Below are 16,861 nucleotides of genomic sequence, written 5' to 3' on the forward strand. Positions count from 1 at the left end.
CATGGGAAAAAGAAAAGGGTGTATGATCAATAATCGGAATATTCTGTAGGATAGAAGAATCGGGTAACGTTTTTGGAAACGTTGTTTTGGTAATTGGGGTCCGATTTTAATTTGTTCCATACAGGTGAGTCGGAAAAGGATTTCCAATGGGCATCCCTACTGGCCTGATTTTCAAAGGTGGTCATATACATGAGGTTCGGCATTGTTGCACCGGACAAAACCTCACCATAGAATACGGCATTAAAGCCCAAACTGTCGAAAAGGCTTACTTCCCCACCTTTGTTGAACATGGCCACTTTGTTGATGTATTTGGCCTCTGTTGCCGATTCATAACTTCTTAATTCATAGATTCGGTCCTTACGGGGGCCACCAAGGGGTGAAGGCTTCATTTTAGGCATTTCTACAAAAGCTTTTAAAATAACGGATTCAACCCTGCTATAAGGTGGGTTGTTATAAGGGGCATCCAAAAAATCCTTGGCAGTTGCCATGTAAACTTTGTCCTTTTGCAGCTTGGTTCCCATTGTTTCCATATCGTCAATAGCTTTCATGGGAATCAATACTTTAATACTGCGCGGATGTAGTGAGTCGATTGTTCTTGGTTTAAATACCCCCACATTCTTGATATTGAGTTTTTTGAGGGCAGGCAATAAGGCTTTACTTAGGTAATCGTCAGTACTTTTTTCCTGTTCCTCCGTATCCAGGAGGTAGGTTTTTAGTTGGTAATATTCCCGCTGGTTGGCCTGACTATAGGTGTTTATCGTAAATAGCAATAAAAGAACTGAAATATATGCAGTTTTGTACATTGGAATTGGTTTAAGATAAATATTAGATTTTTGGTGCCTCTTAAGTTAGGGCTTTTGAATATAATGCAATAATTATTTTAAATAAACTAACAATATTGGGTAACCCCCCAAACTCTTCATGGCAAGGGCTAGGATCCATGTTTTTTGAGCTTAATGACCACTGATTTGGATGTAGGGGTATTGCTTTTATCGGCTGTACTGTTTAATGGTACCAGGACATTGGCTTCGGGGAAATAGGTGGCACAGCATTTTTCAGGAATATTATAAGGCAGAACAATGAACTTTTGCGCTACCCTTTCTGTATTGTTGTGAAAATTATAAAGGTCTACCAAATCCCTTTCCTTGAGGTGGTATCCTTCAATATCCTTGGGGTGCATCAATATAACCCTTCGTTCATTAAATATGCCCCTGTAACGATCATTGAGTCCATAAATAGTGGTGTTATATTGATCGTGGCTCCTTATGGTCATCATTAAAAGCTCATCTTCGTCCAAAGCTATGGCCCCACTATTGGATATGCTAAAATTGGCCTTTCCAGTAGTGGTGTTAAAGGAATTGTCCCGTGCCCCGTTGGGTAGGTAAAAGCCGGATGGCTGCCTTACCCTTTGGTTGTAGTCCTCAAATCCAGGAATACATTCTTCAATGCTGTCCCTGATGTGGTCGTAATGTTGCATGTATTTTTCCCAATCCACTTTGGAGTTTTTTAGGGTTGCCATGGCCATTTGACAAACAATGGCAGGTTCGCTTAACATTTGGGACGATATGGGTTTAAGACTTCCCTTGGAGCTGTGAACGACCCCCATGGAGTTTTCAACACTTACAAACTGTAATTCACCGTTCATAAGATCTTTGTCCGTTCTTCCCAAACACGGTAAAATTAATGCTTCTTTGCCGTGGATAAGATGACTGCGATTTAATTTGGTGGAAACTTGTACCGTTAGCTTACATTTTTGCAGTGCCTCGGCCGTAAACAGGGTATCTGGGGTAGCGGATAGGAAATTACCGCCCATGGCAAAAAATACCTTGGCCTTACCGCAATGCATGGCATTAATACTGTCTACCGTATCAAATCCATGCTTGCGCGGTGGGGTAAAATGGAATACTTTCTCCAAACGGTCCAAAAATGACTTGGGAGGCTTTTCGTAAATTCCCATGGTTCGATCTCCCTGTACATTGCTATGGCCACGAACAGGACAGGTGCCGGCTCCAGGTTTGCCAATACTTCCCTTCAGTAATAAAAGGTTTACTACCTCTTTTATGGTATTTACAGAATTCTTGTGCTGGGTTAGACCCATGGCCCAGCAAGCAATAATCTTATTTTTGTTGCATAGTATTTTGGCCACCCTCTGCAAGGTCTGCAGTGGAATTCCACATTCCATTATTAACTTATCTAGATCCAGTGTTCTTAGGTGAGCTAGGTAATCTTCGGAACCTTGGGTTTTTTCTTTGATAAAATCCAAGTTAAAAATAGCCCCGGGATGTTTGTCCTCCTCAATCAACATAAGTTTTGCCAAGGCCTGTAGGAGCGCCATATCCCCATTAATTTTCACCTGTAGGTACAGGTCGGTTAATTTCGACTTTATTCCCAGGGCACCTTTTATTTCCTGGGGATTGTTGAAATTTAACAATCCGGTTTCAATGATTGGATTTATAGAGATAATGGTAGCCCCATTTTCTTTGGCCTTTTTTAGGGCGCTCAGCATTCTTGGATGATTGGTGCCCGGATTTTGTCCCAGGATAAGGATAACCTCGGTCTCGTAAAAATCTTCCAGTTTTACAGAACCCTTGCCTATACCCAAGGTATCGGTTAGGGCAACGCCACTACTTTCATGGCACATATTACTGCAGTCGGGCATATTGTTGGTGCCGTATTCCCTAACAAAAAGTTGGTATAGGAAGGCAGCCTCGTTACTTGTCCTGCCCGAAGTATAAAATATGGCCTCGTCAGGACTTTTTAGTCCATTTAGATGTCCTGCTATTTTGGAAAATGCACCTTCCCAGCTTATTTCTTGATAATAATCGGAGCCTTCGGGCAAATACATAGGCTGGGCCAATCTACCTTTTTTTCCAATTTCATAATCTGAAAGCGTGGAAAGTTGCGAGACACTGTTTTCTTGGAAAAAGGCGGTGTCCAGTTTTTTGGTAGTGGCCTCCTCGGCAATAGCCTTGGCACCATTCTCGCAGTATTCGGCTATGCTGCTTCGCTCATCATCGGGATCTGGCCAGGCACAGCCGGGACAATCAATTCCGCCCTTTTGGTTGAGGTTTGCAAGCGCTTTCAATCCTCGGCCGAGTCCCATTTCTCCAAATACATGTTTGGCTGAAGAAATTACGGCAGGAATACCTGCAGCTACTTTTTTTGGAACAGTAGTTTTTAGACCGGTCAATATTGCCGGTGCCGTTGCCTTAGGTTTTTCTTGGTTTTTGGCCATTATTTCTTGCTTGTTGCCGCGGGGTTGGGATAGTTGTCGGATTGGTCCTCCAGGCGTTCATCCAAACAAACAAAATCTTTTTCCAATAATAAATTCAGTACCTGACCGTCTTTTAAAATCATTTTGTTTTCATAACCTACCCGTTCATTGTCGGGCCATTTTAAACTGTCGTTCTTTGGTACAAATAGGGTAATGGTGTTTTCTTGAAATTCCGCTTCAAGGTCGGTAATGTTTTCCTTGGCGGCAACTGCGTAGGTGAAATTCTTGCCGTCAAAAGCAGTCTGCTCCCTATAGTAGCCGTCTTTCTTCAACGATGCTACTTCCGAACGGGTAAGCCTATAACGAACCGAATTTCCTTGTATCCTAATTTTCATTCAAACAATTTTTTAACCTTAATTTTATAAAGTTAGGTATTCGATAATCAGTCTCAAAGTTTAGGTTCCTAAATTTTAATCCGTTTTGAGCCCGAATAGATGTTATACCTGGTTTCGCTTAAAAAGCCTATAAGCGTAATATTGTGTTCCATGGCCATTTCTATGGCCAAGCTGGACGGGGCTCCCACGGCCATAACAAAGTGTATCCCTGCCATGGCCGCTTTTTGTATCAATTCGAAGCTGGCACGACCGCTTAGAAACAATAAATACTGGTCTAAGGGCAATAGCCTTTTGCTAAGTACATTTCCAATAATTTTGTCCAAAGCATTGTGTCTTCCAACGTCTTCCCGCATTGCAATCAATTCGCCTTGAATATTAAATAGTGCTGCTGCGTGTATTCCCCCGGTATTGTTAAATACTTGCTGCTCTTTCTGAAGTATGCCGGGAAAGGATTTAATGCGATTTTTTTCAATCTGAAAATCGCCAGAGGACGGTGGTAGTCTGCATATTGTTTTTATGGCTTCGATACTGGCTTTGCCACAAACTCCGCAACTACTGCTGGTGTAGAAATTTCGCTCCAGTTTGCCAAGATCTATGTCTTCGGAGTTATGTAGGTGTACATTTATGCTGTTTTCAGTATGGACGACCTTTTTTATTTGATCGGAGTCCCGTATAATACCCTCTGTAAACAAAAATCCAATGGCCAGGTCTTGGTCATGGCCTGGCGTTCTCATAGTAATGGAGATGTTTTTGTTGGTAATGGGAAAATCCAAATTTAAAACGCTGATACTAATTTGCAATGGCTCCTCAACAGCTATGGCGTCCGTGTGTTCTACAAGATCGTCTCCCTTTATTTTTATTATTTTCCTTGAAACTATAGATTTTCCTTTTTCCTGAATCATACTATGTGGTTATACTTTGATGGATACTCCCTCGGCACCATTTTGTTTGCCATCGTCAAAATAGAAGTCGATTCGACCTAGATTAATACCGAAGCATCCAACCTGGTTTACCAACATTTGTTGGTTTTTTCTATTGTTTACAATGGTGGGCCTGTCCAAGAATGTATGTGTATGGCCTCCAATAATCAAATCTATGTTTTCTGTGCGTGCGGCTAATTTTAGATCATCCGGTTTTTGAGGGTTTTGATATTGATACCCCAAATGGGAAAGACAAATGATTAAGTTGCATTTTTCCTCTTCTTTTAAGGTACGGCTCATGTCTTGGGCAATTTCTATAGGGTCTAGGTATACCGTCTCTTGGTAAAGTTTTTTAGTGACAAGACCAGCGAGTTCTATGCCCAATCCAAAAACCCCAATTTTAATTCCATCTACCATATATGTTTTATAAGGCCGCACATGACTGTCCATAAGCGTATTGCCAAAGTCATAATTGGCAGATAAAAAATCGAAGGAAGCATAGGGCAGTTGGGCATACAGGCCATTGATGCCATTGTCAAAATCATGATTTCCAATGGTCGCGGCATCATATTTTAACATGCTCATCAGTTTAAATTCCAGTTCTCCCCCATAAAAATTGAAGTAGGGTGTTCCTTGAAAAATGTCCCCTGCATCGAACAATAGTGTATTTGGGTTTTCTTTTCTGATTTGATCTACCAAAGTCGCCCTTCTTGCCAAACCGCCCATATTGGGATAGCTGGAGTGGTCGGTGGGAAAGGGATCTATATGGCTATGTACATCATTGGTGTGCAATATGGTAACGTGCTTGTTCGCCGAGTCTTGGCAGGAATTTAACGATAGTCCCCCAATACTGATAAAAGTGGCTGAAGCAGCTGTTCCGGATATGAATTTTCTACGTTCCATAATTAGTTGATTTGAATAAACCGGTTATCCGTTGCTGCAGTGAGAGTGTCTATTTTTTTGAAATAATCTATCAGGGCATTTCTAATCAAATAGTCGGAATCGGTCAAAGAAACATGTTCCTTTAAAAAATCCATTTTGTCACCACCGGTTATCAAGTAATCTGAAGTGGCTACATAATAGGTCTTGTTTTCGTCAAAGGGCTTTCCTTGAATATTTACAGCTTGCAAACTTTTATTCTTATCCACGATTATTTGAATCCCTGCAATGGGGTGGGGAACGCTGGACTTTATAAGGAACGACACCATGGCCCTGATGGCCTTACCATCCAATTCGGCTATTACTACCGAATTTTCAAAGGGCATTATTTCGTAGGCGGTACGTTCGCTTATGTTCCCTGCCGAAATTACAGACCTGATACTCCCGTGGTTAAGAAGTACAAAATCTATATTTTTGCCTGTTCTAGCCTTGAAGACAGGGTTTACTTCCTGCATTACGATGTCTGCCATTAAATTGCCTGCAGGAGAATTGAGTGTGCCATCTGTTTTGGATATGGCTATTGGGGCATATGCCAAAACACTGTCCAACACCTGGTTGATCCTGTTGCGATATGGGGCGATAATGTTTTCAATTGAATCTTTTGGACTTGAAGTATAATTGATCTGTATCCTTTGTCCCTCAATGTTTCTTAGTATAGGAACGGATTCCTTGCAACCTATCGACAACATTAATGTTGTAATTATAACAAAATGTTTGTTTTTTAAATCCATATACTTCTTACCTTCGTATTAATATTGAGGTGATATTATTTACATTTACATTCTTGAAATGTAAAAATACATGTTTTTAAAAACGCTTAAGGAAAAAATTAAATTTAGAGCTGGTAAAAAGTTTCTGCAGCGGGGATTGGACACTCCCCAAGAGACTATTAACCGGGTTAAGGGAATAAGTTCTGTTGGTTGTATTGTTGATTTGGACGAGTTTGAAAATGCCAATGCGTTTTATGAGTTTGTAGATGAATTTTCCTTAAGGCCCAATTCGGTAAAAATAATTGGGTACAAGAAGTTTTATGACAAAAACTCCCCATATTCAACCCCAGTTTTTTCCAATAAGGATTTGGGGTGGAAAGGAAATATAGAAAATAGCTATGCCTTGGAGTTCTTAAATAGGGAATATGACCTTTTGGTCAATTATTATACGGATGAAAAATTATTGTTGCAATTAATGACGTTAAAGACCAAGGCTAGGCTAAAGGTGGGTTTTGGCAGTGTGGATAAGAATTTAAATGATTTGATATTGAATACTCCCATTAAGGATTTCCAAACTTTCAAAAAGGAGTTACGGAAGTATTTAAGGGTTTTAAATGAGATTAAATAATGGAACAGTTAGTTGGAACGGGTGTTGCCCTAGTAACTCCTTTTAAGGAGGATTTTTCTATAGATACGATGGCTTTGGCAAAAAGCGTAAATTATTGTGTGGACGGGGGAATAGATTATTTGGTTGTTTTGGGGACTACCGGGGAGTCTGTTGTGCTGACCAAAAAAGAAAAACAACTGGTTATAAATACCATTGTGGATGCCAATGCGGGGAGATTGCCATTGGTTTTGGGAATAGGTAGTAACAATACGGCCGCTGTTGTTGAAGAGCTTCAAGATACCGACCTTAAGGATTTTGCGGCCATTTTGTCGGTTTCACCGTATTACAACAGGCCTACGCAAGAGGGTATATATCAGCATTTTAAAGCTATTTCCTTGGCCTCGCCCAAACCTATTATATTGTACAATGTACCAGGTAGGACAGGTAGCAATATGCTTCCAGAAACGGTTTTGAGATTGGCCAATGACTTTAATAATATTATAGGTATCAAGGAGGCTTGCGGGGACATGGTTCAAATAATGCGCACCATTAAAGGCAAGCCCACTGATTTTATGGTAATTTCCGGGGATGATTTTACGGCACTTTCCACGGTATTGGCCGGTGGTTCCGGGGTAATATCGGTTTTGGGACAGGGACTTCCCTCGGAATTTTCCCAAATGATACGTTTGGGGCTGGCTGGCAGGGTCAAGGAAGCCTTTGCCTTGCACTATGCGCTTCAGGATGGTATGGATTTGATTTTCAGAGAAGGGAATCCGGCGGGAATCAAGGCATTGTTGGAAGCCGTTGGTCTAGGTACTGCCGTTGTAAGGTTGCCATTGGTGGAAGCCACTTCTACCCTAAAAAAGACCATCAAGAGTTTTTTGAACACCTTGCTAAAGACGGTTGTATAGTAAAAGGCCGCTATCTTGCCAATAGGATTTTTCTCCAACAAAGTTAAAACTTGCACAAAAATGTTGTAGTTGCTAAAGCGGCGGGCTATTTTAGCGCGATAAAAATGTTTTTTATATCCGTTTAGAATCCTTAATTTTGCAAAATGTTTTTAAAAATGAAGCGTCTACTTTCCTTTTTATTATTGGTTGTCATACTTGGCTCTTGTAGTGAGTACCAAAAGGTACTTAAAAATGAAGATGTTAAGGCCAAATATGATTTGGCGGAAAAATTTTATGATGCCGGCGATTTTAAAAGGGCGAACCGATTGTTGGAACAGATAGCCCCAAAGTATATTGGAAAGCCACAGGGAGAGCGCGTTATGTTCTTTCTGGCGGATTCTTATTTCCAGACCAAGGACTACAACATGGCAGGTTACCAATTTGAAAGGTTCCTAAAATCCTATCCCAAAAGCGATAAGGCTGCAGAGGCAGGCTTTTATGGGGCGAAAAGTTATTATAAGCTATCCCCAAAATATTCTTTGGACCAAACAGATACGGACAAAGCCTTGATTAAGTTGCAAAATTTTATCAATGCCTACCCTGATTCGGAATATTTGGTGGAAGCCAATATTATGGCCAGGGAACTAACAACAAAAAAAGAGCGCAAATCTTATGAGATTGCAAAGCAGTTCAACACTATTGGGGAATTTGATTATACCTTTTTAACTCCAGCGGTTACCGCTTTTGATAACTTTATCTCGGACAACCCTGGTTCCGTTTATCGTGAGGATGCCCTTTATTATAAGTTTGACGCCTCAACCCATTTAGCGCTCAACAGCTTCGATTATCTTAAAAAAGAACGCTTGAATGATGCCAAGGCTGCCTATCAGGCTTTCAAAAAATCTTTTCCGGAGTCCAAGTATCTTAAGGATGCCGATAAGACCTTGGAAAAAGTTGAAAAAGAATTAGAAATTTATTCCAAATAAAATACGATTTGATATGAATATGAACGATTTAAAAAACTCGAAGGCCCCTGTTTCCACGGTGACGATCAATAAAAATGATTTTGACGCCAAGACGGGGAATATCTATGAAGCTATTTCAATAGCGGCCAAAAGAGCTGTTCAGATTAATTCTGAAATAAAAAAGGAGCTTTTGGAGAAGTTGGAAGAGTTTGCAACCTACAGTGATAGTTTGGAGGAAGTTTTTGAAAACAAGGAACAGATCGAGGTTTCCAAATTCTACGAAAAATTGCCCAAACCACATGCATTGGCCGTAAAGGAATGGTTGGATGACAAAATTTATCACAGGAATACAGAGAAAGACGCTTAAAGGATGTTGGGCGGTAAGAATATACTTTTAGGCATTACTGGGGGTATAGCTGCTTATAAAACCACTTTTTTAGTTCGTTTACTTATTAAAGCTGGCGCTAACGTTAAAGTTGTTTTAACGGAAAGCGCCAGCTCTTTTGTTACCCCTTTAACCTTGGCGACCCTGTCCAAGAATGCGGTTCATTCTTCGTTTATAAATGAGGAAAACGGCAGTGTTTCCTGGAACAATCACGTAGAATTGGGACTTTGGGCAGATATTGTCCTCATTGCTCCCGCCACGGCCAATACCCTGTCCAAAATGGCCAATGGTACTTGCGATAATTTGCTGATGGCCACTTATCTCTCGGCAAAATGTCCTGTTTACTTTGCTCCGGCGATGGACTTGGATATGTATAAGCATCCTTCCACTGCGGCAACTTTTAAAAAGTTATTATCTTTTGGGAATATTATGATTCCAGCTGCTTCAGGAGAATTGGCCAGTGGATTGATAGGGGAGGGCCGCATGGCCGAACCCGAAGATATTGTGGAATTCCTTAATGAGCACCTAACTAAGGGACTACCTTTAAGGGGTAAGAAAGTGTTGATAACTGCCGGCCCTACCTATGAGGCAATAGACCCTGTCCGATTTATAGGAAACCATTCATCAGGTCTTATGGGGTACGAATTGGCAAAAAATGCCGCCAAGCTTGGAGCAAAGGTGTATCTCGTATCAGGTCCGTCACATTTAAGCCTGCAACATTCCCAGGTTGAACTTATAAGGGTAATTTCGGCCGAAGGGATGTACCAAGAAACAGTTGCTTTGTACCCGGATATGGATATCGTTATTTGCGCAGCAGCTGTGGCTGATTACAGACCTAAATTAGTGGCCGAACAGAAAATTAAGAAAACGGCAGAGGAGTTTACCCTTACAATGGTAAAGAACAAGGATATACTGTACTCCTTGGGGGAAATGAAGAAGAAACAATTTTTGGTCGGGTTTGCCCTGGAAACCGAAAATGAGGTGGAAAATGCCATAGGAAAATTGAAAAAGAAAAATTTGGATGCCATTGTACTGAATTCCATGAATGATAGTGGTGCCGGTTTTGGAAAATTGACCAATAAAATATCGTTTATAGATAAGAATTTGGATATTAAAACGTTTGAGTTAAAAACCAAGGCAGAGGTGGCCCTGGATATTTTAAATGAAATTAAGACCAGGATCCATGCGTAATCTATTTTTAACCATAATTTGTTTTATAACTTCCATAAGCTTGGGAGCTCAGGAATTAAATTGTGTGGTTACCATTAATTCGGACCAGGTAGGGCAGACCAATCAACAAGTTTTCAAGACGCTCGAACGCTCCTTAAATGATTTTGTAAATAAGAATAGGTGGTCCAATCGGGTCTACAAGGAAAATGAAAGGGTAAATGCCCAAATCTTCATCACCATTACAGAATATGAATCCAGTAGATTTAAAGGAAATATACAGATTCAATCTTCAAGGCCTGTTTTTAATACCTCCTATGAAAGTCCTGTTTTTAATTATAAGGACAATCAGCTCAGTTTTGATTATATAGAGTTCCAGCCGTTGATCTTAAACGAAAACAATATAACTTCCAATTTGGTAGGGGTCGTATCATTCTATGCCTATATTATTTTAGGCTTGGATGCGGATACCTTTTCGTTGGAGGGGGGAAGCGATTTTTACAAGAAAGCGCAACAGGTTGTTACCTTGGCCCAAAGTGCGGGCTTTTCGGGGTGGACGCAGACATCCGGACAAAGAAGTAGGTTTGAATTGGTAGACAATCTTTTGTCCAATTCCTACAGGGAGTATAGAATTGTCATGTACAATTATCACAGAAAAGGACTGGACGTCCTAGCGGATAATAATAGTACGGGAAAGCAAGTGGTTGCCGGCACTATGCGATTGCTAGAGACCATGGGCGGTAGGCACCCAAATGCTTTTTTGATCCAAACTTTTTTTGATGCAAAGTCGGAGGAAATACAAAATGTATTTTCCGATGGCCCCAAAGTGGATATTGTACAACTTAAGCAGACCCTGAATAAAATAGCCCCTCTTTATTCGTCCAATTGGAGCAAAATAAAATTTTGATAGGGTTTTATTAGTGAAACCCAATTTTGGGAAGTCGGTAAGACACACTTAAAATTGCAAGTTGAACTAACCCCGCCTTTTTCGGCGGGACCTAGGTTCCATACCTCGACCCTAGGGTAGATTCCTATATTGGGTTCAGTGCCTGCCTTTGTCGGCAGACAGGCCTGCCTTTGTCGGCAGACAGGCCTGCCCTGAGATTTAATACCTTTTATTCTAAAATTCATATTGGTACCGCATTCGGATTTGGCCCTTAGAATTTTTTTACTACACATTTTTTTCCAAGGCAATATAATTTATCTTTACGGCAATCTTATAAACTAAACATTGCTGACAAATCTTTCCATAAAGAATTACGCATTAATAGACCATTTAAACGTGAAGTTTACCAATGGCTTTACTGTAATAACGGGTGAAACGGGAGCCGGAAAATCCATTTTATTGGGTGGACTGTCCTTGGTACTGGGCAAAAGGGCAGATCTTTCTTCTCTAAGGGAGAAGCAGGATAAATGCATTGTAGAGGCGGAGTTTGAAATTTCCAAATATGGATTGGAATCATTTTTTTTGGAAAATGACCTTGATTATGAGGAAAAGACCATCATAAGAAGAGAGATTTTACCTAGTGGTAAATCCCGGGCATTTATAAATGACTCCCCGGTAACCTTGGATATTTTATCACAATTGGGAGATCAATTGATAGATGTGCATTCGCAGCATCAAACCTTACGGCTTGCGGACAATGATTTTCAACTTAAGGTTATAGACGCCCTGGCCGATAATGCAGAAGTGTTAAAGACGTATTCTTCCCAATTGCTGTTATTTCAATCTACGCTAAAGGAATTGCAAAAACTGGAGGATTTTCAAAATAGTGCTACCCAGGAACACGAGTACAATAGTTTTTTATTGCAGGAATTAAATTCGGCACCTTTGAAAGAGGGGATATTGGAGGAATTGGAAGAGCAGTACGAACAGCTTAATAATGTTGAAATTATTCTGGAGCAATTGTCCCATGGCCAACAGCTTTTGAATGATGAGCAGATTGGCTTGGTAAACCGGCTTACAGAGCTGAAACAGGTATCCAATAAACTGGCCGGTTTTGGCAACCAATATTTCGATATTAATGAGCGTATAAAATCCGTTTTTATCGAGCTGGATGATATTTCCAGCGAACTAAATATTTTAAATGACAAGGTAGAGGCAGATCCACAATTGTTGGAGGAGGTTAATACCAAACTTCAGTTGTTGTATGATCTTCTAAAGAAACATAAGGTACAAACGATTCCTGAACTATTGGAAATAAGGAATGCCTTGGATGAGAAGGTAAGTGCAACCGAGAATGTTGTAGCGGATATAGACCGGAAAAAGAAGGAGTTGCAGCTATTGGAAACTGCTTTGAACACCGAAGCTTCCAATATAAGTAAGAGAAGAAAGGCGGTTATTCCCAAACTGAAAAAACAATTGGAGGAAACCTTGATAGACCTAGGGATGGCAAGTGCTACCTTTAAAATCGAAATTTCGCCGTCCAAAGAGTTCAAACCCACAGGAAAGGATGACCTTAGCTTTTTGTTTTCTGCGAACAAAGGATCTGCTTATGGCGATCTTAAGAAAGTGGCCTCTGGAGGGGAACTATCCAGGATTATGTTGACCATTAAAGCTATTCTGGCCAGATACGAACAGCTGCCTACCATGATGTTCGATGAGATAGACACGGGAGTATCCGGAGAGATTTCCAATAAAATGGGAGATATTATGAAGGATATGAGCAATACTATGCAGATATTTTCTATCACCCACTTGCCTCAGGTTGCTGCCAAGGGTGTACATCATTTTAAGGTGTACAAAGAGGAAGAACTAATGGGGACCAATACTAAAATGAAAAGGCTTTCTACGGAAGAAAGGGTTGTGGAACTGGCAGAGATGTTGGGAGGTAAAACCTTATCCGAATCGGCTTTGGCACATGCCAGGCAATTACTGGATTAACCTTTGGCTAAGCGGCTAGGGAAATCCTGGATACCGTTTGCCGGTATTTGAATGTGCTACAAGATGAAGGCTTTGTGCCGGTTGCCTTTTAAAATGGAGTCGCAACAATAAGGTAACCATCTTTTCTAAGCGCTTCTTTCTGCGGACTACCCGCTAATTTTTAATATCTTTGACGATCTAAAATTCACAAAGAAAATAGACTATGTCGTTTAATTTACTAAAAGGAAAGAAAGGAATTATTTTCGGGGCACTCGATGCCAATTCCATAGCTTGGAAAACTGCTGAAACCATACATGCGGAAGGAGGTACTTTTGTACTTACCAATGCCCCCATAGCCATGCGCATGGGACAGATAGATGAACTTGCAAAAAAGACTGGTTCCAGGATTATCCCGGCCGATGCAACGAGTGAAGAGGACTTGGATAATTTGGTGAAGCAATCCATGGAGATTTTAGGAGGGAAAGTGGATTTTGTGCTGCACGCCATAGGAATGTCTGTCAATGTGCGTAAAGGCAGGGCCTATACCGATGAAAAATATGATTTTACTACCAAAGGCTGGGACGTATCCGCACTTTCTTTTCATAAAGTAATGCAGAGCCTGTACAAGGCCGATGCCATGAACGAATGGGGAAGTATTGTGGCTTTGACCTACATGGCCGCTCAACGAACTTTTCCGGATTATAATGATATGGCCGACAATAAGGCGTATTTGGAATCGGTAGCCCGTAGTTTTGGATATTTTTTTGGGAAGGAGAAGAAGGTAAGGGTAAATACCATATCCCAATCCCCAACAGCTACAACTGCAGGACAAGGAGTTAAGGGGTTCAATAGTTTTATTACCTATGCCGATAAGATGTCGCCTTTGGGAAATGCAACAGCTCAGGATTGTGCAGATTATACAGTTACCCTTTTTTCGGATTTGACCAAAAAGGTTACCATGCAGAATTTATTTCACGACGGAGGCTTTTCCAATACAGGTGTTAGTCAGGAGGTAATTGATAAATTTTCCGAATAGTACTTCGGATATTTCGCTAATAGGGCTTTGTAGAATCTTTTTGTTATTGGCAGAACAAAGCCTTACAGATCATTCAAATCAGCTTAATGCATTGGTAGCATGGGTAAAGGAAAGCCGTTACTCTTGTTCCAATATTTTAAATTATACCAAATCTCGATGGATTTATTCTTTTCTTTTATAGTGCCGGTTTACAACAGACCCAGTGAGATCAATGAATTGCTGGAAAGTCTTTCGGTACAGGACTACGATAAACCTTTTGAGGTGGTCATTGTGGAAGACGGCTCGTCCGAAAGTTCTGAGGATATTGTGGCAAAATACAAGGATAAATTGTCCATAACGTATTTGAAGAAAAAGAACTCCGGTCCTGGTGATTCCCGAAATTATGGTATGGACCGTGCACGTGGCAATTACTTTATTGTGCTTGATTCGGATTGTATAATTCCAAGTCAATATTTAACGGTAGTGGAAAAATCCTTGACAAATAATTATGTGGATTGTTATGGGGGACCTGATGCGGCACACCCCTCTTTTACCAGTGTTCAAAAAGCCATTAATTATGCCATGACCTCTATATTCACTACTGGAGGAATACGGGGAAATAAAAGGGCTGTAGGTAAATTTCAGCCCAGGAGCTTCAATATGGGTATCTCTAAGGAGGCCTTTGGGAAAACCCATGGCTATGGGAATATTCACCCTGGCGAGGATCCGGACCTTACCTTTAGAATATGGGAAGCGGGCTTTGAAACTAAATTGATAGAAGATGCCTTTGTATACCATAAGCGGAGGATAGATTGGAACAAGTTTTATACCCAGGTCAAGAAATTTGGAATGGTAAGGCCTATTTTAAATCATTGGCATCCGGATACCGCAAAATTTACTTATTGGTTGCCAACGCTATTTTGTTTTGGGTTCGTAGGGGCTGTTACTTTGTTGATTTTTGGCGTTTTATGGCCTATAATCCTATATGCCTTATATTTTGGTTTACTTTTTGTACACTCTTTGGTGATCAATAAAAATTTTAAGGTAGCAATGTTGTCATTGATAGCAGTGGTTATCCAATTTGCGGGATACGGTTTTGGATTTTTTAAAAATTCGATTCTAATAGGGATTAGCAATAAGAAACCGGAGGAGTTGTTTCCTAAACTTTTCTTTAAAACTCTGTAATAAGTTGATAGATAAAATTAAAAACGGTTTAAATAAAAGAAAGGTGAAGCTGTTTCTGGTCTTTCTATTATGTTCCGGTCTGGCCTGGTTTGTTAGCAATTTGGCAGAACAATATTCCAGCAATGCCACCTTTGATATTTATTACGGTAACACCCCGGACAGCTTATTGTTAAACAGCGTTTCCAAAAACAACATCAAGGTTAGATTAAGGGCCAGTGGGTTTCAATTTTTGATGTTTGGTTTTAAGAACAAAACAGTGGAAGTGGACTTGACCGAACTTGAAAAAAAAGGGGAGAAGTATTTTGTATCCCCATCAACCTATAGAAGTCAGATAGAAAATCAGCTTTCAAAATTTATAAGGATAGAGGACATGGATAGGGATACCTTGTTTTTTGATTTTCAAAGGCTTTATAAAAAAAAGGTACCAGTACTTCCTAAAGTAACAATTGATTTGGAGCAAAATTATCTAATGGATAACAACTATAGCTTGTTGCCCGACTCCATAACAGTAATGGGGCCTAAAAAGGAAATAGATACCCTGACCGGACTCACTACCGAAATTTTGGTGCTGCCACATACTACAAATGATATTTCGGAGCAATTGAAGCTAAATCTTCCGGCAAATCTAAAAAATACCAAATACTCACATCATAGTATAACCTTATCGGCCAAAGTATTTAAATTTTCCGAGAAGGTTTTTAAGGTGCCTGTAGTGGTCATCAATGTGCCTGAAGGAGTTGGGATAAGAACTTTTCCAGAAATAGTTTCAGTTTTGTGCAGAGGACGATTAAGTGCGATAAAGGAACTGGCGGTGACAGATTTTGTGGTTACTGCCGACTATTCGAGCCTAAAGGATAAAAGTGAAAATGTTTTGGATTTGAAATTGACCAAAAAGCCCGATAGTGTAAATGTTGTGCAGTTAAGGGAGAATAAAGTGGAATTTATACTAAAGAGGCAATGATGATCGTGGGCTTAACAGGAGGAATTGGCAGTGGAAAATCCACCGTGGGATCTATGTTTCAAAAATTAGGGGTTCCCATCTACAATTCAGATGTAGAGGCAAAGAATTTAATGACCCGGTCAAAAAAGATTAAAAAGGATATTGAGGCCTTATTGGGCAAGGGGAGTTATTTAAATGGGGAACTCAACAAGGAGTATATCGCCAAAAAAGTATTCCGCGATAAAGATTTATTACAGGCCCTCAATAATATAGTCCATCCCGCCGTGAGACGGCATTTTAAAAGTTGGTGCAAACGCCAGAATGCACCTTACGTAATTCAAGAAGCTGCCATTATATTTGAAAATGGGACCAACGATTTTTATGATAAAATAATCCTAGTGACCTCTCCTAGGGAAATTCGGATACAAAGGGTTGTTGATAGGGACGGAGTTACTGCGGAAGCGGTAATGGAACGTATAGAAAATCAATGGCCGGATCGCAATAAAGAAAAGCTTTCAGACTTCATAATTGAAAATACCGGATTGGAGGCTACGCAAAGGCAGGTTTCCCAAATTCACCATAAATTACTTAAAATAAGGGCTTAAGCACGTAATTTTAACATTTTTGTTAAGGTTAGGTTAAACGTGCAATTCGCTAAATGTTAAA

Annotated in this window: 17 protein-coding genes; 11 read left to right on the plus strand and 6 right to left on the minus strand. The window is 40.3% G+C overall.

What is annotated here, in order from left to right:
- Positions 1-26: 26 nt before the first annotated feature.
- From QSE00_RS18410 to QSE00_RS18435, 6 genes are all read right to left on the minus strand, one after another.
- On the minus strand, positions 27-803 hold the full coding sequence (locus QSE00_RS18410; protein WP_286107014.1) for an NIPSNAP family protein: 777 nt from the start codon (positions 801-803) through the stop codon (positions 27-29).
- A gap of 128 nt (positions 804-931) precedes the next feature.
- Positions 932-3,235 carry an FdhF/YdeP family oxidoreductase gene (locus QSE00_RS18415; protein WP_286107015.1) on the minus strand — a complete coding sequence of 768 codons (2,304 nt, stop codon included), beginning with the start codon at positions 3,233-3,235 and terminating at the stop codon, positions 932-934.
- On the minus strand, positions 3,235-3,609 hold the full coding sequence (locus QSE00_RS18420; protein WP_286107016.1) for a DUF7009 family protein: 375 nt from the start codon (positions 3,607-3,609) through the stop codon (positions 3,235-3,237). The genes QSE00_RS18415 and QSE00_RS18420 overlap by 1 nt, the downstream gene beginning before the upstream one ends.
- Before the next feature lie 68 nt (positions 3,610-3,677).
- A complete protein-coding gene (gene fdhD / locus QSE00_RS18425) occupies positions 3,678-4,511 on the minus strand; it encodes a formate dehydrogenase accessory sulfurtransferase FdhD (RefSeq protein WP_286107017.1) in 834 nt (277 codons plus the stop codon).
- 9 nt (positions 4,512-4,520) lie between these two features.
- Positions 4,521-5,432 carry a bifunctional metallophosphatase/5'-nucleotidase gene (locus QSE00_RS18430; protein WP_110358043.1) on the minus strand — a complete coding sequence of 304 codons (912 nt, stop codon included), beginning with the start codon at positions 5,430-5,432 and terminating at the stop codon, positions 4,521-4,523.
- Positions 5,433-5,434: 2 nt separating this feature from the next.
- A complete protein-coding gene (locus tag QSE00_RS18435; RefSeq protein ID WP_286107018.1) occupies positions 5,435-6,157 on the minus strand; it encodes a 5'-nucleotidase C-terminal domain-containing protein in 723 nt (240 codons plus the stop codon).
- Positions 6,158-6,269: 112 nt separating this feature from the next.
- Between QSE00_RS18435 and QSE00_RS18440 the strand changes: the two genes are divergently transcribed.
- From QSE00_RS18440 to coaE, 11 genes are all read left to right on the plus strand, one after another.
- On the plus strand, positions 6,270-6,806 hold the full coding sequence (locus QSE00_RS18440) for a DUF6913 domain-containing protein (RefSeq protein ID WP_286107019.1): 537 nt from the start codon (positions 6,270-6,272) through the stop codon (positions 6,804-6,806).
- Entirely contained in the window at positions 6,806-7,696 is an 891-nt protein-coding gene (gene dapA / locus QSE00_RS18445) for a 4-hydroxy-tetrahydrodipicolinate synthase (protein ID WP_286107020.1), read from the plus strand. Before QSE00_RS18440 ends, dapA begins: the two co-directional genes overlap by 1 nt.
- A gap of 155 nt (positions 7,697-7,851) precedes the next feature.
- On the plus strand, positions 7,852-8,661 hold the full coding sequence (locus QSE00_RS18450) for an outer membrane protein assembly factor BamD (protein ID WP_286107021.1): 810 nt from the start codon (positions 7,852-7,854) through the stop codon (positions 8,659-8,661).
- A 13-nt stretch (positions 8,662-8,674) separates the two neighbouring features.
- On the plus strand, positions 8,675-9,007 hold the full coding sequence (locus QSE00_RS18455; RefSeq protein WP_031444521.1) for a DNA-directed RNA polymerase subunit omega: 333 nt from the start codon (positions 8,675-8,677) through the stop codon (positions 9,005-9,007).
- A 3-nt stretch (positions 9,008-9,010) separates the two neighbouring features.
- Positions 9,011-10,216: a bifunctional phosphopantothenoylcysteine decarboxylase/phosphopantothenate--cysteine ligase CoaBC gene (coaBC, locus tag QSE00_RS18460; RefSeq protein ID WP_286107022.1), complete on the plus strand. Its 1,206-nt coding sequence runs from the start codon at positions 9,011-9,013 to the stop codon at positions 10,214-10,216.
- Entirely contained in the window at positions 10,209-11,099 is an 891-nt protein-coding gene (gene porD / locus QSE00_RS18465; protein ID WP_286107023.1) for a type IX secretion system protein PorD, read from the plus strand. Before coaBC ends, porD begins: the two co-directional genes overlap by 8 nt.
- A gap of 324 nt (positions 11,100-11,423) precedes the next feature.
- A complete protein-coding gene (recN, locus tag QSE00_RS18470) occupies positions 11,424-13,076 on the plus strand; it encodes a DNA repair protein RecN (RefSeq protein WP_286107024.1) in 1,653 nt (550 codons plus the stop codon).
- Between the two features lie 202 nt (positions 13,077-13,278).
- Complete coding sequence (locus tag QSE00_RS18475) at positions 13,279-14,091, plus strand: enoyl-ACP reductase FabI (protein ID WP_110358051.1); 813 nt, start codon at positions 13,279-13,281, stop codon at positions 14,089-14,091.
- A 156-nt stretch (positions 14,092-14,247) separates the two neighbouring features.
- Positions 14,248-15,255 carry a glycosyltransferase family 2 protein gene (locus QSE00_RS18480; protein WP_110358092.1) on the plus strand — a complete coding sequence of 336 codons (1,008 nt, stop codon included), beginning with the start codon at positions 14,248-14,250 and terminating at the stop codon, positions 15,253-15,255.
- Between the two features lie 4 nt (positions 15,256-15,259).
- Positions 15,260-16,216, plus strand: a complete 957-nt coding sequence (locus tag QSE00_RS18485) for a YbbR-like domain-containing protein (protein ID WP_286107025.1) — start codon at positions 15,260-15,262, stop codon at positions 16,214-16,216.
- On the plus strand, positions 16,213-16,800 hold the full coding sequence (gene coaE, locus QSE00_RS18490) for a dephospho-CoA kinase (RefSeq protein WP_286107026.1): 588 nt from the start codon (positions 16,213-16,215) through the stop codon (positions 16,798-16,800). The genes QSE00_RS18485 and coaE overlap by 4 nt, the downstream gene beginning before the upstream one ends.
- The last annotated feature ends 61 nt before the right edge of the window (positions 16,801-16,861 follow it).

Origin of the sequence: Arenibacter flavimaris (assembly GCF_030291335.1) — a bacterium.
Taxonomy (GTDB): Bacteria; Bacteroidota; Bacteroidia; order Flavobacteriales; family Flavobacteriaceae; genus Arenibacter.

Bases quoted from the DNA above. Each gene is read 5' to 3' on its own strand.
- QSE00_RS18420 (WP_286107016.1), bottom strand. From the start codon at position 3,609: ATGAAAATTAGGATACAAGGAAATTCGGTTCGTTATAGGCTTACCCGT.
- QSE00_RS18430 (WP_110358043.1), bottom strand. From the start codon at position 5,432: ATGGAACGTAGAAAATTCATATCCGGAACAGCTGCTTCAGCCACTTTT.
- QSE00_RS18410 (WP_286107014.1), bottom strand. From the start codon at position 803: ATGTACAAAACTGCATATATTTCAGTTCTTTTATTGCTATTTACGATA.
- QSE00_RS18415 (WP_286107015.1), bottom strand. From the start codon at position 3,235: ATGGCCAAAAACCAAGAAAAACCTAAGGCAACGGCACCGGCAATATTG.
- fdhD (WP_286107017.1), bottom strand. From the start codon at position 4,511: ATGATTCAGGAAAAAGGAAAATCTATAGTTTCAAGGAAAATAATAAAA.
- QSE00_RS18435 (WP_286107018.1), bottom strand. From the start codon at position 6,157: ATGTTGTCGATAGGTTGCAAGGAATCCGTTCCTATACTAAGAAACATT.
- QSE00_RS18450 (WP_286107021.1), top strand. From the start codon at position 7,852: ATGAAGCGTCTACTTTCCTTTTTATTATTGGTTGTCATACTTGGCTCT.
- coaE (WP_286107026.1), top strand. From the start codon at position 16,213: ATGATGATCGTGGGCTTAACAGGAGGAATTGGCAGTGGAAAATCCACC.
- porD (WP_286107023.1), top strand. From the start codon at position 10,209: ATGCGTAATCTATTTTTAACCATAATTTGTTTTATAACTTCCATAAGC.
- QSE00_RS18475 (WP_110358051.1), top strand. From the start codon at position 13,279: ATGTCGTTTAATTTACTAAAAGGAAAGAAAGGAATTATTTTCGGGGCA.
- coaBC (WP_286107022.1), top strand. From the start codon at position 9,011: ATGTTGGGCGGTAAGAATATACTTTTAGGCATTACTGGGGGTATAGCT.
- QSE00_RS18480 (WP_110358092.1), top strand. From the start codon at position 14,248: ATGGATTTATTCTTTTCTTTTATAGTGCCGGTTTACAACAGACCCAGT.
- dapA (WP_286107020.1), top strand. From the start codon at position 6,806: ATGGAACAGTTAGTTGGAACGGGTGTTGCCCTAGTAACTCCTTTTAAG.
- QSE00_RS18455 (WP_031444521.1), top strand. From the start codon at position 8,675: ATGAATATGAACGATTTAAAAAACTCGAAGGCCCCTGTTTCCACGGTG.
- QSE00_RS18440 (WP_286107019.1), top strand. From the start codon at position 6,270: ATGTTTTTAAAAACGCTTAAGGAAAAAATTAAATTTAGAGCTGGTAAA.